Source organism: Alloyangia pacifica (assembly GCF_900116195.1).
In the GTDB taxonomy this organism is placed as follows: domain Bacteria; phylum Pseudomonadota; class Alphaproteobacteria; order Rhodobacterales; family Rhodobacteraceae; genus Salipiger; species Salipiger pacificus.
On the sequence record NZ_FOZW01000015.1, the window covers coordinates 1 to 22504 of the forward strand.

At 63.3% G+C, this 22504-nt stretch carries 14 protein-coding genes and 4 pseudogenes; 9 read left to right on the plus strand and 9 right to left on the minus strand.

Annotation, left to right across the window (positions count from 1 at the left end):
• A partial coding sequence (locus BM397_RS30100; protein WP_143015480.1) for a hypothetical protein occupies positions 1 to 230 on the plus strand: 230 nt, incomplete at its 5' end.
• A gap of 114 nt (positions 231 to 344) precedes the next feature.
• Positions 345 to 833 (plus strand): annotated as a pseudogene (locus BM397_RS24430) (IS110 family RNA-guided transposase); the annotation flags it as partial.
• Between the two features lie 1201 nt (positions 834 to 2034).
• Here the strand turns inward: BM397_RS24430 and BM397_RS24435 are convergent.
• Complete coding sequence (locus BM397_RS24435; protein ID WP_245696285.1) at positions 2035 to 3078, minus strand: IS110 family RNA-guided transposase; 1044 nt, start codon at positions 3076 to 3078, stop codon at positions 2035 to 2037.
• Positions 3079 to 3237: 159 nt separating this feature from the next.
• Here BM397_RS24435 and BM397_RS24440 point away from each other — a divergent pair.
• Positions 3238 to 4239 (plus strand): annotated as a pseudogene (locus BM397_RS24440) (IS256 family transposase); the annotation flags it as partial.
• 124 nt (positions 4240 to 4363) lie between these two features.
• Here the strand turns inward: BM397_RS24440 and BM397_RS24445 are convergent.
• Positions 4364 to 5554: pseudogene (locus BM397_RS24445) on the minus strand (IS110 family RNA-guided transposase); the annotation flags it as partial.
• Positions 5555 to 5819: 265 nt separating this feature from the next.
• Here BM397_RS24445 and BM397_RS24450 point away from each other — a divergent pair.
• Positions 5820 to 6038, plus strand: a pseudogene (locus BM397_RS24450) (transposase); the annotation flags it as partial.
• Positions 6039 to 7371: 1333 nt separating this feature from the next.
• Positions 7372 to 8121, plus strand: a complete 750-nt coding sequence (locus tag BM397_RS24460; RefSeq protein ID WP_092431546.1) for a hypothetical protein — start codon at positions 7372 to 7374, stop codon at positions 8119 to 8121.
• Positions 8122 to 8151: 30 nt separating this feature from the next.
• Here BM397_RS24460 and BM397_RS24465 read toward each other — a convergent pair whose 3' ends face one another.
• Both BM397_RS24465 and BM397_RS24470 read right to left on the minus strand, forming a co-directional pair.
• Positions 8152 to 8346, minus strand: coding sequence for an MHC class I heavy chain (locus tag BM397_RS24465; RefSeq protein ID WP_092431548.1), 195 nt, complete (start codon positions 8344 to 8346; stop codon positions 8152 to 8154).
• Between the two features lie 368 nt (positions 8347 to 8714).
• Positions 8715 to 9365 carry a GntR family transcriptional regulator gene (locus tag BM397_RS24470; protein ID WP_092430249.1) on the minus strand — a complete coding sequence of 217 codons (651 nt, stop codon included), beginning with the start codon at positions 9363 to 9365 and terminating at the stop codon, positions 8715 to 8717.
• A 118-nt stretch (positions 9366 to 9483) separates the two neighbouring features.
• On the opposite strand from BM397_RS24470, the gene BM397_RS24475 reads away from it, so the two are divergent.
• Positions 9484 to 10809, plus strand: coding sequence for a malonyl-CoA decarboxylase domain-containing protein (locus BM397_RS24475; protein WP_092430251.1), 1326 nt, complete (start codon positions 9484 to 9486; stop codon positions 10807 to 10809).
• 28 nt (positions 10810 to 10837) lie between these two features.
• A complete protein-coding gene (locus tag BM397_RS24480; protein WP_092430253.1) occupies positions 10838 to 12361 on the plus strand; it encodes a malonate--CoA ligase in 1524 nt (507 codons plus the stop codon).
• 337 nt (positions 12362 to 12698) lie between these two features.
• Here BM397_RS24480 and iolB read toward each other — a convergent pair whose 3' ends face one another.
• The 5 genes from iolB to iolG form a co-directional block, all read right to left on the minus strand.
• Positions 12699 to 13508, minus strand: coding sequence for a 5-deoxy-glucuronate isomerase (gene iolB, locus BM397_RS24490; RefSeq protein WP_092430255.1), 810 nt, complete (start codon positions 13506 to 13508; stop codon positions 12699 to 12701).
• Positions 13505 to 14422: a myo-inosose-2 dehydratase gene (iolE, locus tag BM397_RS24495; protein ID WP_092430257.1), complete on the minus strand. Its 918-nt coding sequence runs from the start codon at positions 14420 to 14422 to the stop codon at positions 13505 to 13507. The genes iolB and iolE overlap by 4 nt, the downstream gene beginning before the upstream one ends.
• Positions 14423 to 14519: 97 nt before the next feature.
• Positions 14520 to 16370, minus strand: a complete 1851-nt coding sequence (gene iolD / locus BM397_RS24500) for a 3D-(3,5/4)-trihydroxycyclohexane-1,2-dione acylhydrolase (decyclizing) (protein ID WP_218124932.1) — start codon at positions 16368 to 16370, stop codon at positions 14520 to 14522.
• 91 nt (positions 16371 to 16461) lie between these two features.
• A complete protein-coding gene (locus BM397_RS24505) occupies positions 16462 to 18372 on the minus strand; it encodes a bifunctional 5-dehydro-2-deoxygluconokinase/5-dehydro-2-deoxyphosphogluconate aldolase (RefSeq protein WP_092430259.1) in 1911 nt (636 codons plus the stop codon).
• A gap of 5 nt (positions 18373 to 18377) precedes the next feature.
• A complete protein-coding gene (gene iolG, locus BM397_RS24510; protein ID WP_092430261.1) occupies positions 18378 to 19376 on the minus strand; it encodes an inositol 2-dehydrogenase in 999 nt (332 codons plus the stop codon).
• Between the two features lie 440 nt (positions 19377 to 19816).
• Between iolG and BM397_RS24515 the strand changes: the two genes are divergently transcribed.
• Together BM397_RS24515 and BM397_RS24520 are read left to right on the plus strand one after the other, a co-directional pair.
• Complete coding sequence (locus BM397_RS24515; protein WP_245696228.1) at positions 19817 to 20617, plus strand: inositol monophosphatase family protein; 801 nt, start codon at positions 19817 to 19819, stop codon at positions 20615 to 20617.
• A 33-nt stretch (positions 20618 to 20650) separates the two neighbouring features.
• Complete coding sequence (locus tag BM397_RS24520) at positions 20651 to 22468, plus strand: ABC transporter permease (protein ID WP_245696229.1); 1818 nt, start codon at positions 20651 to 20653, stop codon at positions 22466 to 22468.
• Positions 22469 to 22504 lie beyond the last annotated feature (36 nt).

Below are 22504 nucleotides of genomic sequence, written 5' to 3' on the forward strand. Positions count from 1 at the left end.
CGCTCACGTCGTTTCTGAGATGGAGGGCGGGGGTCACGTTCGATCCGGGCTCCGGTGCTGACGCTGAAGCCGGCTTTGGCAGCCGCAATCTTTTGCGTGTGATGCTGTCGAAGGGTCATGTAATCCTCGTGTTGTCGGTCGGTGATGAAACGGCCGGGCATCCGATCCTCTTCTTGGTCGTCGAAGATCGGACCACCCTGACCGCCGTCACCGCCAACCGCACGGGGTAAACCCGCGCGAGATTTTGGGGGAAGCTACATCCGGGCTACGCCCGGCTTCCGCTTCCCCCAAAATCACCACCTGCAATGTCGCGCTGTTTCACCAGCGGTGTCGCTGCACACCAGGACGTTCTGCGCGTCCTCAGCCGACAGCTGATGGATCTTCACAACCGCCTTGACTGGTTCGAAACCATGTTGCGCATCCAGGCGCGCCTCAGCCGACAAGCTCAACTTCTGCAGACAATTCCTGGTGTTGGCCCGGTCACCGCCTCCGCCGTGGCTGCGACGATCGGGTCCGGCCGACAGTTCAGGAGTGGCCGCGAGTTTGCTGCGTGGTTAGGGCTGACGCCTCGCAACCATTCCAGTGGCGGCAAGGAACGATTGGGGAAGATCACCAAGATGGGTGACCGATACCTGCGCCAACTCATCGTGGTCGGCATGACGTCGCGCGTCCGACAAGTCGCGACCCATCCTGAGCGAGCCGACCCTTGGCTGACGAAGCTGCTGCAGAGAAAGCCCGCAAGGCTGGCGACCGTCGCCATGGCGAACAAAACAGCGAGGATCATGTGGGCAATCCTCACGAGGGATGAGCCCTACAAGCCGCACGCCGTATGAGAGGCCGCGCGCCCACGAGATAGCAAGACCAACGATGTGATGGTGTGCCATTCAGCCGCAACGATCAGGACGCTCCGACGAATGTCCCGGGCGCCATTGCCCGCGAAGCAGATAGGAACCTGATCTGCGGATCCCATCAGGGCCAGCGGCAATGACCGCGTCAACAGGCCGGACACAAGACCGCTTCTGAAAAGGTACACAAGATCATTTAAGCCTTGCTATGCGGGAGCCATCCACACAAGACATTCGCTGCACGAGCAGAAACTGGCCGGGTTCGAAAATCACAGTACGTGGCACAATGCGGCTCCCTGCAAATGGGTTTTTCTGAGACGCTTTCCGCTTTCTGGTGGCTTGCGTTTCTACGGTTGATGAGGTGCTCGAATGCCAACTCGCGGCCAGAAGGTTGTCGTGTTCTCCTATTCAGCCCGTCTTACGTCTCTTAACGCTCGGTTGATCGAATTTTCGGCGTCTTCCAATTCTCGAACTACCCTCTTGATATCACGTTCAATATCAAAATTTTCGGGCAGCGGCAGTTTCTTCAGTTTTCTTTTTGCATCATCAATGCTTGATAGCGCGTTCTTCAAACTTGTTTTCGTCGACATTTTACTTGCCTTTCATTCATGATGTACTGCTGTCATCGATGATTGATTTTCGCTACGGCTGCAATGGCCTCGAACCAGATCCGCGGCGGCGCGGCAGCCCCCACCGTAACGCGCCAGGCCTGACGGCGTGACCGGCCCTTAGCAGGCTGGGGCGCTTCTATCGTGTTCGATCGTTGCTGGTACTGACGAAGAGCCCTTGGACAGGTTTCGAGCTTGCTCGATGAGTGAGTTGTGCTTCGGCTGTCCGCGGCGGTTTGTGTTTCCGTCCAATAAGGTTTTGCTCCCGCATCGTCCCTTCAGCACGCACAAGCCAGGTGGCGCCTTTGACCCGCAAACCTATCCTGAGGGGGGTGACGTCCCAGGTCGTTCTCTAATCGCCTTGGTCAAGTGCTGATCTCATCAGGTCCTTCTGCGTGCCGGGCTCTTGGGTTCTCTCCGCGATCACCGCGATGGGCGCCGCATGTTTGCGTTCAGGGTCGGGCAGATCGAAGTGGTGTGCGCGGTCAATGCCGCTGTACTGGGAGCGATCTTGCCCTCGCCGCGCGTCCCGGCTGGACGCATTCGGGTGTGGCGAAGTCAGCGTCGTGGTTCTGGCTTGTTCAGATGGCGGCACCCTCCCGGAAGGGTGTGCCGGTGCGCCACATGGCGTGCAGCGTGACAGCCAGTTTCCTGGCCAACGCGACCTTTGCCTTCCGCGGTCCGGTGCGTTCTGCAATTGCCTTGGCCCAGTCGCGAAGGCGGCCGCCACCCAGCTTCCGGCAGTAGATCGCGTTTGCCGCCTCGAAGAGGCATTTCCTGGCGAAGGCATCGCCGCGCTTCGAGACGCGGCCGTTCCGGCTGATCTCGCCCGACTCGTAACGTCGCGGCGTCAGGCCAAGGTAGGCCCCGGCACTCGACGAGCGACGGAACCGTCCGGCATCGTCGAGTGCCGCGACGACTGCCATCGCAGTAATCGGTCCGACGCCCGGTGTGGTCATCAGCAAGCGGACCGTCTGATGGCGTCTGGCAATCATGCGGATCCGGCGATCGAGATCGGCGATCCTGACCAGGATGTCGCGCCGGGCCTGCATCAGGGCCTCGAATACGGGCACGAGCTCGGGCGAGACCGCAAGATCCCGTGCGATGATCTCCTCGGCACGGCGCTTGAAGCCGCCGACCCGCTTGCCGAACATCACGCCAAAGGTCTTCAACAGCCCCCGAACTTCATTCTCCAGCCGGACGCGCATGCTGACCAGCGTATCCCGCGCAGTCAGCAAGGCGCGTGTCACATAGGCGTCGTGGCTCTTGATCTGCACGGCCCGGAACCAGCCGGTCCGGACGATCTGCGCCAAGCCTCGGGCATCCAGCCTGTCCGTCTTGTTCGGCATCATCTTCAGCACGCCATTGGCGTGGCGGGCATCGAGGCAAAGGACTGGCACCCCGCGCTCGGTCAGTGCATTCCAGAGCCAGACGGCCAACGGACCCGTCTCCATGCCTACCCGTTCCATGTCGCCCGGTTGTCCTGCGAGCCACGCCGAGATCGCGTCTGGACAGGTCCGCACCTTGTCCTCTGCCAGGACGGTTCCCGCGCCATCGACTACGCAGATCGCCGTCAGATCTTGTGAGACATCAAGTGCCGCAAATACATTCATCGTCGCCTCCATGTTCGCTACTCAGCGACACGCTGAGCTGCGGTCATCCTGCACCACGGTATGGAGCGGGTGGGACATGGCGATTACGCTAAGTGGTGTAGCTTTCGGTGGCCATCGGGTTTCTCGGTAGGGTCGGGTTGCTGAGCCAACCTGAACCGAGGGATGCCCCCGATGACCAAACCCATGATGGACCTGCGTGCGCTGGTAGAGAAGAGCGGCGATGCCGACCTGCTTCGCGAGATGATCGGCTTTGCTGCTGAGCGGCTGATGGAGCTGGAGCTCGGCGCCAAGACCGGTGCTGACTATGGTGAGAAGAGCAGCGAGCGCCTGGCGCAGCGCAACGGGTATCGGGATCGGGACTGGCAGACCCGGGCCGGCAGCGTCGAGCTGCGCATCCCGCGCCTGCGCACCGGCTCCTATTTCCCCTCGTTCCTCGAGCCGCGGCGCTCTGTTGAGAAGGCCCTGACCGCCGTGATCCAGGAAGCCTATGTCCATGGCGTGTCGACGCGCTCGATGGACGACCTGGTGCAGGCTATGGGCGGCACCGGGGTGTCGAAGAGCCAGGTGAGCCGCCTGTGCGAGGAGATCGACGAGCGTGTGGACGCCTTTCTGACACGGCCGATCGAGGGCGAATGGCCCTACCTCTGGATCGATGCCACCTATCTCAAGGTGCGCCAGGGCGGGCGGATCGTATCGGTTGCGGTCACACTCGCAGTGGGCGTCAACACCGACGGCAGGCGCGAGGTGCTGGGCATGGCGATCGGCGCCTCCGAGGCCGAGCCCTTTTGGACCGAGTTCCTGCGTGACCTCGTCCGCCGTGGCCTCAGTGGCGTGAAGCTGGTGATCAGCGATGCGCATGAAGGCATCAAGGCCGCCACCGCCCGGGTCCTGTCCACGACCTGGCAGCGCTGCCGCGTCCACTTCCAGCGCAATGCGCTCGCCCACGCCGGCAAGAACAGCCGCCGGGTGGTCTCGGCCTTCATCGCCACGGCCTTTGCCCAGCCCGACCATGCGGCGGCGAAGGCCCAGTGGCGTCTCGTGGCGGACCAGATGCGCGGCAAGCTCCCCAAGCTGGCCACGCTCATGGACACGGCCGAGGAGGACGTCCTGGCCTACATGACCTTCCCGGCCCAGCATCGCACTAAGCTGCACAGCACGGATGAGATCGACAAGACTTTTCCGCCGGAATTCGCTATTCTTTGACGGTGCGGTCGACCTCGGGGCGAAGCGTGGCGTGTCGGCTGGAAGCGTCACCGGGCAGCCTATTCAGTTCCTGCCGGTTTGAGGCGGCCGCACACCCTCTGCCCTTTCCGGGAGGATGCGTCCGCCACGCCGCAACGAAGTGCTCATAGCTCTTTTCCGCATGCTGGGCGATCTTGGCTTCCTGATGGCGCAACTCCTTTACGTTGTACGCATAGCTTGAGCCACGCCTGTTGCCTTTCTTCTGCGGCAACCCGGCCGCCAGTTCCATGGCGCGGCGTTTGTGGGCGATAAGGCTGGGCCGGGCCCAGCGGTAATCCTCGCCTTTCGTCAGCATGTGCCAGCAAAGGGTCGCAAGCTTGCGGGCCACGGCCACGGCAGCGATCTGATGTCCGCGCCGCGCCCTGATGCGGATGAAGAAAGCCCGCAGCGGTCCCGGTGCCTTCGCGGCGGCCCAGGCCGCCTCGACGAGCATTGCGCGGGCATGGCTGCGGCCAGCCTTGCTGATCCGACCATGGTGGGCAGGCCCCAGACCGGATTGGCGCACACGCGGGTTCAAACCAAAGTAGCTCACCAGTCTTTGCGGCGATTTGAACCGCTCAATGCTGCCGATCGCCGCCATCAGGCCCGCGGCAACCGCCAGATTAACCCCGGTGATTGTCAGGAGGCGCTGAATCTCTTCGTCCTTCAAGGCATCTTGCGCGATGTCGCGGTCGAGTTGGGCAAGATCATCCCCGAGCCGGTCGAGTTCGCGGATATGGCGTGCAATCGCGGCGCGTTCATCCTCCGGAACCGATTGGCGTGTCAGCCAGTCGCGGCCGCGCTTGTTGAAGAGATCTGCATGCGGGCATTTCGGGATCAGATGCGCGTGCAGGATGGCATGCACTTCATTCTTGATCCGGGTCCGGTGGCGCACGATTTGGTAGCGGCGAGCGACAAGCCTGCGCAGCCGCTCCGTCGCCGCATCCGGTGTCCAGATTTCCGGCAGATAGCCCGCGGCGTATAGACTCGCCAGAGTCGCCGCATCCACTTTGTCGGTCTTCACGTGGGCATGAGCGATCGCCTTCACCTGAAGCGGGTTGGCGATCACCACTCGCGCGACGTGAGGTGAAAGCACCCGCGAAACCGCCATGCAATTCCCTGTCGCTTCGATCACGACCTCGTCTGTCTTGAAGAGCTGCCGCCCAAAACCCTCGAGCGCCGTTCGTGTCATATCGACCCGACACTCGTGCCGGGTCAGGCCGTTCTCCCATATCACCACCTCTCCGAAGGTTCGGTGGATGTCGATGCCAATCACGCGTCGCATGCGCGCCTCCCTTGCCAATGAAAACAGGCGGGAGCGGCGGGCGACACGACAACTACGGATTCGCGCTCTCGGCGCAACCGGGCGAGTCGCAGAGGCGGCCAGCTACTAACACGAGCTCGCAGCTCATCGTGTGGATCGGCCTGCCCGCACTTTCGTGCTCCCGGTGCCTCTGTCCCGGATGCTCGCAGCATACACCCTGATCCGAAAATCGGGGCCGAACATCGGCACCGGGATCTTCATACCGGTTACCAATCCGATCGAGCGGCTGAACGGCGAGATCAAGCGACGCACGGACGTCGTCGGCATCTTTCCGAACGAGGCTTCGATCCGGCGCCTCGTCGGCGCGATCCTCATGGAGCAGACCGAGGAATGGACTGTCCAGCGCGCCAGATACATGACGCTGGAAACGCTCGCGCCCGTCTGCGATGATCTCGGTGTCAGCCTGCCTGCAGCGCAGAGCGACTGACCAGCTCGGCCCGCTTGAAAGCGCGAGGCCCGCGGTGAGCTACACCATCTCTCGGGACATCATCCTGAGGGGTAGCGACGTCGTCTTCGGTGCTACCTCGACATCCCTCCGCGGGGCTAAGAAAATTGTTCCAGCCAAGCTAAAAGTACTGACTGGCGGCAACAGCGAGAGGCCGGCCAAATAGCGAGCGCGAGGGCGGAGCGATGATCAAGGGTCTCATGAAGTTGGCAGGGTACCGAGTAGAGTATGTCTGCGAGTGGGGCGCTTATGATCGTCGATACGGCGACTTCGAATACCATATGAATTACCCAATCACGCAAGATATGAAGATCGCTCCTCCGTGGGCTGAAAAGCGGGTCGTGCGCACGAGATGACGGCATTCGCGCCGAACACGAAACAAGGTGTAGTATGAACCAACCGCGGTCGAATGAAGTGGGTCAAGCTCTAAGAATGCCTCTTGTTCAGATCCAATTCGCGCAGCGTCAAAATTCACCTATCCAGTCCCACGCATTCCTACGGAACTCTGAAGGCAGCGCGATCCTATTGAAAAATAGGTGGGAACCTTTCTCAGGAGATCTTTGGGCCGCTCTTCAAGATGAGGTCTGACATCGAGAGCGCCACTGAAATATTCAGAATGTTTTCCTTGTTTGAGCGGAGCTTTCCGAAGATACAGAGTGTATCAGTGTACATTCGGAAGCCATAGCGACGCCCTATGCCTTCCGGCAAGCGTAGGAATTGAGTATGAATTTCGCATGTAAAATCATTTCGGCCATTGGCTTCGTTCTTCTTCTTTCTCTGTCGGCTCATGCTGAGACCATAACGCCCGGCGATTCAGCACACCATGTCGGCAGCTCAGTTACTGTCGAAGGCGTTGTTAGCCAGGTTTCGGTCAGTAGTGGGGGGACGATCTTCATAAACTTCGGCGGTCGGTACCCCAATCAAGAGTTCTATGGTGTGATCTTCAAGAGTAATACGAGGCAATTCTCAGAGGTTCGCGCACTTGAGGGCCAGACTATCGCACTGTCTGGAACGGTCCAGCTCTACAAAGGAAGACCGCAGATCATTCTGCAGAGCCCAAGCCAAATTACGCTTCGGCACTAGTCGCGGTGATTGCCTCCATGAAGGTGTACACAGTTTTCGGGACCTGATGGTTGCCCGACCTCGGGAGAGCGGCAGCGCACAGTCATGCACGGCGGCACTCGACACATGACGACTGTGAAGTCGGTTGGGCTCGCTCGGAACTTGCTCTTCTGGTCTGGTCAAGCGAGGTCATTGGCCTAGGTGCTAGGAATAGCTACGAAAGATCGCCGCACCAATTCAAAGGGAGAGAGCGTTGGCTCGACGGTTGGTGAACCTCGGGAGCGGTTTCTGGAATATCCGTTGCACCATGAAGGTGGCCGGAATCGTCAACGTCGGGACGCAGGTCTCGGTCGTTCGGCTGCAGAGCGGCCGTTTCGTGTTTCTGGACAGCTACACGTTGAATGGCGAAATCCGCGAGCTCGTCATGGGGCTGACCCAGGATGGCAGTCTTGTGGAAGCGGTCCTCAATCTTCACCCGTTCCACACGCTGCACTGCGCTGCCATGGCACGAGATTTTCCGACCGCGAAGTTCTACGGCTCCGAGCGACACCGTCGTGTCTGTACCTCGGTGCCCTGGGAAACCGAGCGCGTGGAAAGCGCGGCGGTGGCGGATCGGTATTCTCGCGACCTGCAGTTTTCGCTGCCGCCGGGCATCCATTATTTTTCTGAAAATGAGAAGGTGCATGCGGGCTCACTCCTGGCATTTCATCCGGCCAGCGGGTCTCTGCACGTTGACGACACGCTGAATGTTCTGCCCGTGCCAGGAGCTCTGCGGGGGTACGTGCCGCGGCTCGTCCTGCATCCCTCGCTAGGGGCGGCGATGAATGCTGAGGACGGTGCAGAAGAGAAATTCTGCCGCTGGCTCGAGGAAATTGGGGCGCGATGGCGCGGCACGAAATCCGTCTGCGCCGCCCACAATGGGGTCGCACGTTTTGCTGAGGGCGATTTCGAGCAGGTCATGCGCGGACTCGCAGCAAGAACCCGGAAAAAGACAGCTGCCTAGCCTTGCCCCAGGCCCGCGCTGCAGACCGCGCTAGATGCCCATGACCCGCAATTCCGTGGCGGACTCTGGGATGACGAAGGTGCCGTCTGCGTTCGCCTCGACCTTGCGCCCGTTGCCCAAAACATAGCGTTGGTGAGTTCCATCAGATTGTCTGAACACGGTGACGGCGCGGCCGACCACGTCTTCGCATTCCATGATTTGGATGTTGATCCATTCGGCTGACATGTCTTCCTCCAGCGCAGTGTTGCCGTCGCTTGATGTCTTGCCTGCTGCAGTGTTCTGCTTTCTTCCACCGTCGGCGATCGGGCCCGGTCTCGGCAAGGGGAGATTTCAACTTCAGGCAGATTGCGCTAGCTTCTGCCCGAGACTTGTCTTGCGAGTAGACGACCAAAGGGGGGCACGGCAAGACAACAGTTCGCGATTTGTTCGCATTCGCGTAAGGGAAATTATGTTGAAAAGGCCGGCGAGTGCGAGGTCCGGTCTCGGATGTATCTTCCAAGAATGTCCCGACGCTTCGTAGCTCGTCCTCACCGCCAAGGTTCGCCCCCTAAGGCACGCTGTGAACGACAAGGCCCCCCAGCAGCCGAATGCATTCATGCCTTCAAATTGCCGAGGATCGCCAGCAGGTCACGGAAGCGCTCGCCCTGCACCAGCACGTGGTCGTGCATCCTCTGGCGCGCGCTCACCTCCTGGCCACTGCGGATCGCGTCGAAGATCCGCCGGTGCTCGTCGAGCGAGCGCAGCATGCGCCCCGGCGCGCCGAGTTGGCGGCGGCGGTAGGGTTGCAGGATCGCCTGCAGCCGCCCCGCCTCTGCCGCCAGGAAATGGTTGCCAGACGCCGCGTAGATTGCCCGGTGGAACTCGGTGTTCTCGCCGTAATAGGCATCTAGATCGCCGCGCGCCGCCGCGGCCTCGCAGCCCTGCATGGCGCGCTCGATCCGGTCGATGCTCTCGGGCAGCGCGCGGCGGCAGGCGAGGGACGCGCAGAGTGCCTCGATCTCGGCCATCACCTCGAAACGCTCCATAAGCTCCTCGGCGCTGAGCTCGGTGACGAAGGTGCCGCGCTTCGACTGGACCCGCAGGAGTCCCGACGCCTCGAGCGCCTGCAGAGCCTCGCGCACCGGGGTGCGCGAACAGCCATAGCGCGAGGCCAGTTCCTCGGGGTCGAGCTTTGCGCCGGGCAGCAGGCGGCCATCGACGATCTCGTTCTCCAATTCGAGGCGGATTCGCTGGGCTGTCTGCACATCTGGCTCCCATCTGTCTGCTGCAAGTCGTTACAACATCACTGCAAAATACTCAAACCAAGATGTTATATACAACAGGCTCCTCAAAATGTATGACGATTGAGAGGAGGACTTCAGTATGGGTAAGCAACGCGTTTCGTTCCTGAGCGATTTCGTCGAGGCAATCACCCGCCGGGAACGCTGGAAACCCGACGCGGGCGCAGATGCGACCACGCTGGCGCTCTCGCGTCCCGCGTCCGAGCGGGTCGAGGCCGCCTGTGCCGTGCTCATGGGTCACATCGGCGATGCTTCTCGGGTCGCCGTGGCGGAGCAGGCGCTGACCGCCTATGCCGAGCTCGAGGATGATGGAAAGCTCGCCTTCTTCCGACTGCTGCGCGACAGCTACGGCGTCCGGGCCGAGCCGATCCGCGAGGCCTATGCCGCCTGGGAGGCGGCCCCGGATGCCGGCGCGGTGGCCAGGCTCTTCGCCGCGACCGAGCCCCGCCGGCAGGCGCTCCTGCGTCATCTCAACCTTGCGCCGGGCGCGACGAAGGCGCTGGTCCGCATGCGCGCAGACCTGCTTGATGCCATCCGCAAGGACCGCTCGCTCGCCCCTGTGGATGCGGATTTCGCGCATCTTTTCGCCTCTTGGTTCAACCGCGGCTTCCTGACCATGCGCCATATCGACTGGAGCACCCCGGCCAGCATTCTCGAGCGGATCATGGCTTATGAGAGCGTGCATCCGATGGCCGGCTGGCACGATCTGCGCCGCCGCCTCGCGCAGGAGGACCGCCGGCTCTACGCCTTCTTCCACACCGCTACCGAGGAAGAGCCGCTTATCTTCGTCGAGGTCGCGCTGACCCGCGGCGTTCCGGAAACCATCGGGGCGATCCTGGAAGCGCCGGTGCCGACCGAACCGGTCGAGGCCGACACGGCGGTCTTCTATTCGATCAACAACAGCCTGCCGGGACTGAAGGGCGTCTCCTTCGGGAACTTCCTGATCAAGCAGGTGGCGGCCGATCTCTCACGCGATTTGCCGCAGCTGAAGACCTTCGTCACCCTTTCGCCCGCGCCCGGCTTCGCCGCCTGGCTGGCGGCGCAGGAGGATGACCGGGCGCAGGCGCTCGACGTGGCCCTGAAGGATGGCAGCTGGCGCAGCGACCCGGCGCGCGAGGCCGCCCTGAAGCCCGAGGTCGCCGCGCTCGCAGCGCGCTATTTCGTCGAGGCGCGCGACGGCAGGAACCGCCCGGTTGATCCGGTCGCGCGCTTCCACCTGGGCAACGGCGCTTCTGCCTGGCGGGTGAACTGGCCCGCCGACCTTTCGCCGGGCGCGCTGAGCCGCGCGCATGGGCTGATGATAAACTACCTGTACGAGCTGGGTGCCGTAGAGACCCAGCACGAGGCCCACGTCCGCGAGGGCACCATCGCGCATGGTCCGTCGCTGGCAGCTGCCCTGGCCGAGTGAGCCGCAGAAGATTTCGAGGAGGAGCAAGATGCAGACCATCTATCAGAAATTCGTATCCGTGGCCGAAGCGCTGCAGGGCAAACCGTTGTTTAAGCGCCGTGAGGCGCAGGATCTCAGCTACACCGACACCGCCGAGCTGGTCGAACGGCTCGCCGGGGTGCTGGATGCCGTCGGCGTCGCACCGGGAGACCGGGTCGCAGTGCAGACCGGCAAGAGCCCCGAGAGCATCGCGCTCTACCTCGCGGTGCTGCAGGTGGGCGCGATCTTCCTGCCGCTGAACCCGGCCTACACGGGCGGCGAGATCGACTATTTCATCGGCGATGCCGCGCCGCGCCTCTTCGTCTGCGATCCCGCTGCGCTGGCCGACCATGCGCATCGCAAAGGCCCCGAGCTGGCGATCCTGACGCTCGGCACCAGCGGGGGCGGCAGCCTGATGGAGCGCGCGGCCATGGTCTCGCCACGGCAAGGCGCGCATGAGGCCGATCTCGACGAGCCCGCCGCCATTCTCTACACCTCGGGCACGACCGGCCGGTCGAAGGGCGCGATCCTCACCCACCGCAACCTTGCGTCGAACTGCGAGGCGCTGCTCTCCGAATGGCGCTTCACCGCCGACGACCGGCTGATCCACGCCCTGCCGATCTTCCACACCCACGGGCTTTTCGTTGCCGCCAACATGGTGCTCTGCGCCGGTGCGACGATGCTCTTCGAGGAGAAGTTCGATCCCGAGGTTGCGCTCGACCTGATGCCCGAGGCGACCGTGCTGATGGGGGTGCCGACCTTCTACACGCGCCTTCTGAAATCTCCGCGCCTGACCCGAGAGGCGACCGCCGGCATGCGTCTTTTCGTGTCGGGCTCGGCGCCGCTGCTGGCCGAGGATCACCGCGCCTTCGAGGAGCGGACCGGCCACGCCATCCTCGAGCGCTACGGCATGACCGAGACCTGCATGATCGCCAGCAACCCCTATGAGGGCGCGCGCATTCCCGGCGCCGTGGGCATGGCACTGCCCGGCGTGTCACTGCGGGTGACCGACCGCGCCACCGGCGCCGCGCTGCCCGGTGGCGAGATCGGTGCGGTCGAGGTCAAGGGGCCGAATGTCTTCAAAGGCTACTGGAACATGCCGGAAAAGACCGCGCAGGAATTCCGCGCCGACGGTTTCTTCATCACCGGCGACCTGGGGCAGATCGGGCCCGACGGCTACCTGCGCATCGTTGGGCGCGACAAGGACCTGGTGATCTCGGGCGGGTTCAACGTCTATCCCAAGGAGGTCGAAGAGGCGATCGACGCGCTGCCCGGCGTGCTCGAAAGCGCGGTCATCGGTGTTCGGCATGCAGACTTCGGCGAGGGAGTGACCGCCATCGTCGTGCCCCGCCCCGGTGCAGACCTCGAGGCGGCAGCAATCGTCAACGCGCTCGAGGGCCAGCTTGCCCGCTACAAGCAGCCAAAGCACGTGGTGATTGTCGGTGAACTGCCGCGCAACGTGATGGGTAAGGTTCAGAAGGCCGAGCTGCGCCGCACCTATGCAGATATCTTCACCGAAGAACCAGCAGGGTAGACTCCGGGGGCGCCCGGCGCCCCTTCATTCGGCTGCCGCGAGAACGCACATATATTGCCATCGCAGTAATCGGTCCGACGCCCGGTGGTCTGCGACAACGACGAGATGGCGGTCGGCCTACGCGCCTCAGGGGTGGGTGCCCCTGAGGACATCTCTTTGTCGGCTTCGACATTATCGAGATGTCGGGCGACGCGAGCGTGCCGCTGACCACGGCAGCCCATAAGCGTACCCATCTCGGGCGCCGGGCCGCGGAGATGCTGCTGGCGCAGGGGAGAGCCTGTACATCCTTCATTGCGCGTTTGGGGAGCAGAGCGATCTGACCGAACCAAACGCCCAGTTACTCTGCCTTGGTCTCCATGAGCCATTCGACCTGAGGTGCCGGGACGAAACGCCATTTGCGCAGCGGGCCCGCCATGACGTTGAGGTAGTACATTTCGAACCCGTGGGGGGCGCCGCAGGGGTGGTGACCACGCGGCACGCAGACCACGTCGCCATCATGCACTGCCATTGTCTCGTTCAGTTGCAGATCGTCGGTATAGACCCGCTGAATGCCGAAACCGTCCGCCGGGTTGAGCCGGTGATAGTATGTTTCCTCGAGGTAGGTGACGCGCGGAAAATCATCCTCGTCGTGGCGGTGCGACGGATAGGACGACCAGTTTCCCGCCGGAGTGAAGACCTCGGTCACCAGAAGACTGTCGCAATAATCCTCAGCTTCCATGGCGATATTGTTGATGAAGCGCGTGTTGCTGCCTTCGCCCCGCTGGGTCAGTTCAATACCGTCCGGGCCGATGCGCCGAGCCGCGTGACCGCCCTTGCCGGGGGCGGCGCAGACCGCGATGATGCAGTCGGTGGTCGCCTCGGCGGTCCAGTCGGTGCCATCCGGAAGGTAGAGGCAATGCGGCGCGGTCTTCTCGAAGACGCTCATGCGGTCCCCGAGTTCGCCCCAATCCTGACCCGCGCCGCCGATCTTCGCCCTGCCCTCGACCATCACGATGATAACCTCGTTGGCCCCCGTCGCCTCGGCGACGACGTCTCTTGCGCGCAAGCGATGCAGCCCGAAGCCGACATAGCGCCAGCCCGCCGAGGCCGGGGTGATGTCGTGCACCTTGCCGTGGGTGCCGAAGGGGCGGTGCAGCAAATGGCTCATGAGAACTTTCCTTCTTTCCGATCTATCAGCCCCGCTTCGGCGGCGAGGCGGCGCAGTGTGGCGAGCCCCAGCGTCTGGTAGAGCAGCGGGTTTCGTTCGGCCGGGTCCTGCTCGGCCTCGATGACAATCCAGCGGTCGTAGCCATGCTCCGCCAGCACGCGCATCAGCGGAGCGAAATCAATCGCACCCTCCTGGTCGCCTGGCACGGTGAAAACCCCGGCTCGCACCCCGTCCATGAAAGAGAGGCCCTCGCACTCGACGCGCGCGCGCAGGAGCGGCCGGACGTTCTTTGCATGGAAGTGGCCAACGCGTGAGATGTGGCGGCGCAGTACCGCCTCGGGATCGCCACCGCCGAAAAAGCAGTGCCCGGCGTCAAATAACAGGCTGGTTGCGGGGCCGGTCGCCGCCATAAAGGCATCGATGTCCTCAGGGCTCTGCACCACGGTTCCCATGTGATGATGATAAACCAGTTCGACGCCCTGGTCGGCGCAGAAACTGGCGATCTGCTCCACCTTCGCACCGAAGGCAGCCATGCCGGAGGCATCCAGAACCGGACGGGCGGACAGCGGGGCGTCCAGTCCCTGCACCGAGTTCGAGGTCTCGCAGGCAATGCACACGGTGCAGCCGTTGTGCTTCAGCCGGTCGAGATGCGGCTGGATTGCGCGCTTCTCCTCGTCGACGGATTGCGCCAGCAGGTTCAGCGAATGCCAACCTGAGATGAAGGCAAGACCGTGCGCCTGCATAAGCAGACGCAGCGCCTCGGGGTCGGAAGGCCAGCGATGGCCGTTCTCGATGCCGTCGAAGCCGATCTGGCGGCCGGCCTCGTCGAGGATGCGTTCGGTGGGGATATCGGCGCCGAGCGACGGGTCGTCATCGTTGGCCCAGGCAATGGGATTGGTTCCGAAGCGGATCATGGCGCTGCCTCTCGGTTGAAGGGGGTGGTCGTGGGGCATGGCCCCTCTGGTCAAGTTTCCGGCGCGGGCGCACCTGCGGCTGCCCCCGCGTTCCGCCTCAGTTCACGAGACGCGCCTGTGCGATCTGGCCGAGGTATTCCACGAAGCGGTCACGCTGCCTTGCGCGCTCCGACACCTCGGGCACCGCGACATCCCAGAAGAATCCATGCTCGCCCGCCGACGCCTCGATTCCGGTGCCGGGGAAATCTCTCGCCACCGTCTCGATTACGATCACCGTCGGAACATGCCGCTCCCGCGCCGCTGCGATCTCCGCCTCGAGCTGATCGGTGCCCGCCGCCTTGACCGCATGCGCCCCCATGGCGGTGGCATGCATCACGTAGTCGATCTCTGGCTGGACCTCGACATTGCAGTCTATGTACATGTTGTTGAACGGCTCGCCGCCGCAGCCCAGGGTCTGAAGCCGGTTGATGCAGCCATATCCCCGGTTGTCGGTCAGCACCACGGTGAAGGGAATGCGCCGCATCACCGCCGTCGCCAGCTCGCTGTTCGCCATCATGTACGAGCCATCCCCGACGAAACATATCACCTCGCGCTCCGGCGCACCGAGCTTCAGCCCCATGGCACCCGCGACCTCGTAGCCCATGCAGGAATAGCCGTATTCCATGTGATACCCGCCTTGGCTGGGCTTCCACAGCAGCTTGAGCGCCCCCGGCATCGTTCCCGCCGCACACATCGCCACGGCAGACGGGGCGGCCCGCTGCACCGCGCCGATGACCTGCCCGTCTGTCGGCTTGGCGCCCTGGTCCCCGGGGCGGGCGCAATAGGCATCGACGGCCAGCAGCCAGTCCTCGCGGGCGGCTTCGTCCGGTGCATCTGCGCGGTAGTCGCCAAGTAGACCGGACAGCGCCTGGAGTGTCACCTTCGCATCGCCTACGAGGCTTTCCGCCCCATGCTTGGCGGCGTCATAGCCATGAACGTTGATCGACACGAGCGTCGCATCCGCCCCGAACAGCGTCCGCGAACCGGTGGTGAAATCCTGGAACCGAGTGCCCACACCGATCACGAGATCCGAGCCCACGGACGCCGCGTTCGCCGCCGCTGAGCCATCCACCCCGGATGCCCCAAAATTCATGGGGTGCGCCTGCGCCAGCCCCGATTTGCCCGCCTGGGTTTCGGCCACCGGGATGCGGTGCCGCATTGCAAAATCGCCAAGCACCTCCTCGGCTTGCGAATAGACGGTGCCGCCGCCCGAAATGATCACGGGCCGACGTGCCGCGCGGATCAAATCCGCAACGCGCCCCAGCTCATCCTCATCGGGACGCGGACGGCGGATATGCCAGACGCGTGGCTCGAAGAATTCCTCAGGATAGTCATACGCCTCGCATTGCACATCCTGGCAGAAGGCAAGTACCGCCGGCCCGCAATTCGCCGGATCGGTCATCACCCTGAGCGCCCGCGGCAGCGCCGACAGAATATGCTCGGGCCGCGAGATCCGGTCATAGTATCGCGACACCGGGCGGAAACAGTCGTTGGCCGACACCGTCCCGTCATCGAAATCCTCGACCTGCTGCAAGACCGGGTCCGGCCGACGCGTGGCAAATACATCCCCCGCCACCACCAGCAGCGGCAACCGGTTCACATGCGCCAGAGCCGCCGCGGTCACCAGGTTGGTCGACCCCGGTCCGATCGAAGACGTCACCGCCATCGCACGGGTCCGCCTCGATGCCTTGGCAAAAGCGATGGCGGCATGGGCCATGGTCTGCTCGTTCTGACCGCGCCAGGTCGGGAAGACATCGCGATACCCGTGTAGCGCCTCCCCCATGCCCGCCACGTTGCCGTGCCCGAAGATCGCCCACATCCCGTCGATATAGCGTTGACCCTCGGGCGTCATCTGCACCGATAGCCATTTCACCATGGCCTGCGCCGCCGTCAGCCTGATCGTGCCCATGATGGCTCTCCTCCCAGAGGCACCTGCCCCTTCTTCTCTTCCATTATTCCACGGCGGCTCCGACGGAGCGGGGCAGTGCGCCCTCCCCGTCTCAAGCCGCGTGGCGTCCGACCTTTGCTCGTGCCGCATCCCAAAGTCCGCACAACCGCTCGAACCGCTCCGCCATCTGCGACGTCGCGGCCTCGTCGGACATGTCGCCCCTCATCCAGGCCCGTGCCGCATCGCCAAAGATCGTCCTGCCTACCGCGAAGCCCTTCACCAGCGGGAACCGCGCCGCCGCTTCGAAGCTCGCAGACAGTTCCGCCTCCGGTGCGTCGAGCCCCAGCACAACGATGCCGCGGGTGTAACGGTCATGTTCCTCGATCGCCGCCACTGCCTGCGCCCAGGCGGCTTCGGTCTTCAGCGGCTCAAGCTTCCACCAGTCGGGATAGACACCCGCAGCGTAGAACTGGCGGATCAGCGTCGCGGTGGTGCTGTCATCCGTGGGGCCGACCTTCGATGGGATCACCTCGAGCAGGAACTCCAGCCCGTTCCGCCGCGCCGCCGTCCAGAGCGCCTTGACGCGTCCCTCTTGGTGGGCCCTTGTCTCGGCATCATCATCGGGGTGGCAGAACACCAGCAGCTTCACTACGTTCTCGCGCGCCCATTCGCGCAACTGCCCCAAGTCCTCGCCAAGTTCGGGTTCGAAACGGATCGGGCGCGAACTCGGGAGCTCGGTGGGCCGCCCGATCCAGAGACCGGAGCCCGACGCCGCGTGAAGCGCGGCCCGCCCGATGCGATTGTCGCAAAGGATGCCATAGCCGCCGCGCCCGTCCTGCACCTGCAACGCGGCCTCCAGGCATAGCTGCTTGAAGGCTCCACCCTTTTCGAGAGTGTATCCCTCCATCTCTTCCAGCTGCATCCGGTGGTCAAAGGCAAAGGTCCGCACCGTTGACCAGTCACCATGGCGATTGGTCGACCAATGCACTTGCTCCAGCTCTTCATCATTGCGCAGGTCCTTCCGCAAGATGCCCCGCTCAAAGAAGAACTGCAGCTCCTCCCAGGACGGGTAGGCCGGGGTACAGCCGTGGCGCGACACTGCAAAGGCGCCACAGGCGTTGGCATACTTCAATGTCACCGGCCAGCCTTCGCCGTCGAGCCAGCCCTTGAGCAGTCCGCTCATGAAGCCATCGCCGGCGCCCAGAACGTTGAAAACCTCGATCGGAAAGCCCGGGCCGGAGATGCCTTCGTCAAGGCTTTTCGGGATGGCCCCTTCGAAGGCCACCGCGCCCATCGGGCCGCGCTTGCAGACCAGCGTGGCCTTCGACACCGCCCGCACAGCGCGAAGCGCCTCAAGCGTGTCCGTCGAGCCGCCCGCGATATGGAACTCTTCCTCGGTGCCGACGATCAGGTCAAAGTAATGCAGGCTCTCCTGAAGCTTCGCCGTCACCTTGGAGCTCTCGACGAAGCGGCTCTCGCCGTCGCCATGCCCCGCCACGCCCCAGAGGTTCGGCCGGTAGTCTATGTCGAGCGCCGTCTTCAGCCCGTTCTTGCGGGCGATCCTCAGCGCTTTCAGGACCGCTGCCTCGGTGCGCGCGTGCGACAGATGCGTGCCCGTCGCCACGACAGACCGCGACCGCTTCAGCAGCGCCGCGTCGATGTCGTCTTCGCACAGGGCCATGTCCGCGCAGTTCTCGCGGTAGAAGATCAGGGGGAACTGTTCCTCGTCGCGGATGCCGAGGATCACCAGGGCCGACAGCCGTTCCGGGTCCGTCGCAACTCCATCGACACAGACCCCATGCCGGATCAGCTCCTCGCGGATGAAACGCCCCATGTGCTCGTCACCGACGCGCGTGATGAGCCCGGAGCGCAGCCCCAGCCGCGCTGTCCCGCAGGCCATGTTGGTCGGAGACCCGCCGATATACTTGTCGAAGGACCCCATGTCCTCAAGCCGCCCGCCGATTTGCGAGCCATAAAGGTCGACACCAGCCCGACCTATCGTGATCACATCCAGATCTGCCACTGCTCTCACCCCTTGGTCCGGACAGTCACCGCCTCGCCGCTCTTGAGCGACTGCGTGGCGGCCTCGGCGAGTTCGAGCGCCGCGACCCCGTCGGCCAGCGTCACCGGAATCGGCGCGCCGGATGTGACCGTTTCGACGAATGTTCCCCATTCCTCGGCATAGGCGGCCATGTAGCGTTCGAGGAAGAAATAGGTCGGCTTGGCGCCGCGCACCCCTTTCGCTGTGGCGCGCACCAGCGTGTCTTCGAGCAGGTTGCCCACGCTCAGCATACCCTCGGAGCCCAGAAGTTCGACGCGCTGGTCATAGCCATAGGCGGCGCGGCGGCTATTCTTGATCACCGCGAGCCGTCCGTCTGCATAGGTCAGGGTGACGATGGCGGTGTCGATGTCGCCCGCCTCGCCGATCGCCGGATCGACGATCGCGCTGCCCACCGCGCGCACGGTCTGCGGCAGATCCTGCATCAGGAAATTCGCCATGTCGAAATCGTGGATCGTCATGTCGCGAAACAACCCGCCCGAGACCTTGACGTAGCTCGCGGGCGGTGGCGCCGGATCGAAGGACGTGATCGAGAGCATCTCGGCCTGCCCGATTTCGCCGGCATCGAGGGCGGCGCGTAGCGCTGCGAAGTTCCGGTCGAACCGACGGTTGAACCCGATCATCACCGGCCTGCCGTTGGCCTCGGCCACCGCAAGACAGGCACGAGCCCGCTCCAGCGACAGGTCGACCGGCTTTTCGCAGAGCACCGCCTTGCCCGCGCGGGTCGCGGCTTCGATCAGCGGCGCATGCGTGTCGGTCGAGGTGGCGATCAGCACCGCATCGATCTGCGGATCCTCTAGGATCTGCGCAGCGTCGCACGCCTCGGCCCTGTGCGCATTTGCCAGCGCCTGCGCTGCGGCGGCATCGACATCCGCGACGGCCACAAGCTGCGAGCCCGGATGTGCCGCAATATTTGCCGCGTGGATCCGGCCGATCCGGCCGGCTCCCAGAAGACCTGTCCTGAGCATGTTTTTCTCCTCGACTCCGGCGCGCCAGCGCCTCTCCTCAACTCATGGCCTAGCATCTCTGCACGCGAGTGCAAAGAGCTTTTGTGCACGTGTGCAAGATTCGATATCGAACCTTGGATCGAGCGGAACGTCCTCGCGAGATTGGAATGGCAATTTGGCGGTATTTTTTACTTAAATTGTGAGGAAAATCGTATGGGAATCACCTCCTGTAACGCCAAGGAGCTCCGTGATTGAGGGGTGAAATCCTGAGGCGCGAGTTCTCAGTATTCGCCAGACTTAACCCGCGTGGGTCTCTAAGATGATCCAATTTATGTAAATAAATCAGAGTTATGGTCGAGGCATCTTTCAACTTTAACAGATCTGTTGCTCTCGTGTGCATCATCTGCAATTCTTGCTGCAACAAACAACGATGCGAGGGCGACATGGACAGCGGTGAAGGCATGCGGGACAGAGAGGTGTTCCTCGAGGAAGTTCTGCGCTCTGCGGGGCGGATCGTGAAGAGGGGCTTCGAAAACCGGACTTCGGCGAGCTGGGCGATGAAGGGTCCGCAGGACTACCTTACAGAGGTCGACGCCGCTTCGGAGAGGCACATTCGCGAGACGATCCTGGCCCGCTACCCCGGGGACAGCGTCTTCGGTGAGGAGGACGGCGGCGAGATTGGTGCGCGCTGTTGGGTGGTCGATCCCATCGACGGCACCGCCAATTTCGCGCGCGGACTTCCGCATTTCTGCATCTCGATCGGCTACGTGGTGGATCGCCGCCCGGTGCTTGGCGGCATCTACAACCCCATCACCGAAGAGATATATCTTGCTCGGGAGGGCCATGGCGCAACGCTCAATGGCAAGGCGCTGAGCGTCTCGGCCGCACATGATGCGCAATCGGCAACCGTCGAGATGGGCTGGTCAACGCGAGTGCCCCAGTCGGAATACCTCTCGGTAATGACCGCGCTGCTGGATCGCGGCTTTAACGTGCGCCGCTGCGGCTCGGGCGCGCTGGCGCTGGCGCAAGTCGCCGACGGCCGGTCGGATGCATACGTGGAACTTCACATGAATTCATGGGATTGCGTCGCGGGCCTGTTGCTGGTCGCGGAAGCCGGGGGCGCTGTTTGTCCCTACCTTTCGGCCGGGGACTTGCGCACGGGAGGCCGCATCCTGGCCTCTGCGCCGGGGATTGCCGAGGTGCTGAGCGTCGACAGCGGAACCGCATTGATTGATGCGCCAAGGCAGGCCCTCCGGGCCTGACCGCGAAACAGACCGCCGTGCAAGGGAGGAGACATGGCTTTGACTGAAGAGATGACGGCGCGCGCCGGAACCCGGCACCTGCGCCGGTTCGGGGCCGCCATGATGACGCCGGAACGGCTGATCGCGGTGGCGCTTGCGGCGCTTCTGGCGCTGCTCGTTCTGGCCCCGCTGGCCGAGTTGATCCGCGAGACGTTCAGCGTCCAGCCTTATGACAAGGCCTACCTGCCGGGCGAGGAGGTCGGCAGCTTCACCACCTTCCATTACGAAAGGGTCTTTTCGGGGCGGATGTCCTCGGCGTTGTTCTACAAGCCTTTCGTCAACTCACTGATCACTGCCTTCGGTGCGACAGTGCTGTGCCTGCTCCTGGGCGCGTCGCTGGCCTGGGTGGTGGTGCGCACCAACGTGCCGTTCCGCGAAACGGTCAACACCATGATCGTGGTGCCCTACATGCTGCCGTCCTGGGTGATGGCGCTGGCCTGGCTCACCTTCTTCAAGAATGACCGGCTGGGCGGTTCTTCGGGTGTTTTCGTCTATATCTTCGGAGTGCAGCCGCCCGACTGGCTGGCCTTCGGGGCGCTGCCGATCATCATCTGCCTGGCGTTCCATTACTACGTCTATGCCTACCTTATCCTGTCGGGCGCACTGACCACGGTGGACAGCCAGCTCGAAGAGGCGGGTGCCATCGCGGGCCTGTCGCGCCTGCGCCAGTTCGCGGCCATCACCATGCCGCTGGTGCTGCCCGCTCTGGGCTCTGCCGTGGTAATGACCTTCATCCGCGTGGTGGGATCGTTTGGCACCCCGGCGGTACTCGGCATGCCGGTCCGCTACTTCACCCTGCCGACGCAGATCTATGCCGCCATCGGCTCGCGCAATGTCGGCGACGGCTATCTTCTGGCGCTGGTGCTTGTGGTCATGGCGGTGCTGTTCATCTGGATCAACCAGCGCATGATCGGGGTCCGCAAGAGCTTTGTGACCATGTCCGGCAAGGGCGTGCGCTCGAAGACCATCGACCTCGGCCCGGCGCGCTGGCTGGTGCTGGGGCTGGTGGTGCTCCTGCTCTCATTCACGGTGATACTGCCGATCGGCCTTCTTTTGCTGGAATCCCTGTCCAAAACCGCCGGGAACTACGACCTGTCGAACCTGACGCTGCACTACTGGTTTGGTGAGCGTGGCGAGGTCAATGCGCTCTATCCGGGCGTTTTCCACAACCCGCAGATCCTTGGCGCGGCTTGGAATTCCATCCGCCTGGCGCTCTGTGTGGCGCTGCTCACCGGGCTCCTCGGCTTTCTTGTCGGCTACGTGGTGGTGCGCACCCGCGGCACCATGGCGTCAAAGGCGCTCGAGACCTCGGCCTTCCTGCCCTACATCTTCCCGTCGGTCGCCTTCGGCGCGATTTACATCGGCATGTTCTCGAAGCCGATCGGGCCGATGCCGGCGCTCTATGGCACTTTCGCGCTTCTCGTGCTGATCGCGGCGGTCAAGAACCTGCCCTACACGTCGCGCACCGGCATTGCGGCGCTCTTGCAGATCGATAAATCGCTCGAAGAGGCGGCGCGCACCCAGGGCATCGGCTGGCTGGCACGCGTGCGGCGCATCGTAGTGCCGCTGGCGTCGAACGGGCTGATGTCTGGGATGTTGTTGAGCTTCATCGGAACCATGCGCGAGCTGTCGCTAATTATCCTTCTGGTGACGCCTTCGACAGCGGTGCTCGCGAGCGTGATCTACACCTACCAGACCGATGATGTCCCGCAGTTGATCGGTGCCGCCACGCTGCTGCTCGTACTGCTGGTTGTCGGCTTTAACATACTGTTCCGGCTCGTGTTCCGGAACGCGAAATTGGGCTTCGCCTGATAGGCGCAGCTTGATGGAACCCAAAGAGGAGGAGAG

Coding starts and splice junctions, on each gene's coding strand:
- BM397_RS24520 (WP_245696229.1), top strand. CDS start 20,651: ATGGCTTTGACTGAAGAGATGACGGCGCGCGCCGGAACCCGGCACCTG.
- BM397_RS24515 (WP_245696228.1), top strand. CDS start 19,817: ATGCGGGACAGAGAGGTGTTCCTCGAGGAAGTTCTGCGCTCTGCGGGG.
- iolD (WP_218124932.1), bottom strand. CDS start 16,370: ATGGGCACGATCAGGCTGACGGCGGCGCAGGCCATGGTGAAATGGCTA.
- iolG (WP_092430261.1), bottom strand. CDS start 19,376: ATGCTCAGGACAGGTCTTCTGGGAGCCGGCCGGATCGGCCGGATCCAC.
- iolE (WP_092430257.1), bottom strand. CDS start 14,422: ATGATCCGCTTCGGAACCAATCCCATTGCCTGGGCCAACGATGACGAC.
- BM397_RS24480 (WP_092430253.1), top strand. CDS start 10,838: ATGCAGACCATCTATCAGAAATTCGTATCCGTGGCCGAAGCGCTGCAG.
- BM397_RS24475 (WP_092430251.1), top strand. CDS start 9,484: ATGGGTAAGCAACGCGTTTCGTTCCTGAGCGATTTCGTCGAGGCAATC.
- BM397_RS24465 (WP_092431548.1), bottom strand. CDS start 8,346: ATGTCAGCCGAATGGATCAACATCCAAATCATGGAATGCGAAGACGTG.
- iolB (WP_092430255.1), bottom strand. CDS start 13,508: ATGAGCCATTTGCTGCACCGCCCCTTCGGCACCCACGGCAAGGTGCAC.
- BM397_RS24435 (WP_245696285.1), bottom strand. CDS start 3,078: ATGGAGGCGACGATGAATGTATTTGCGGCACTTGATGTCTCACAAGAT.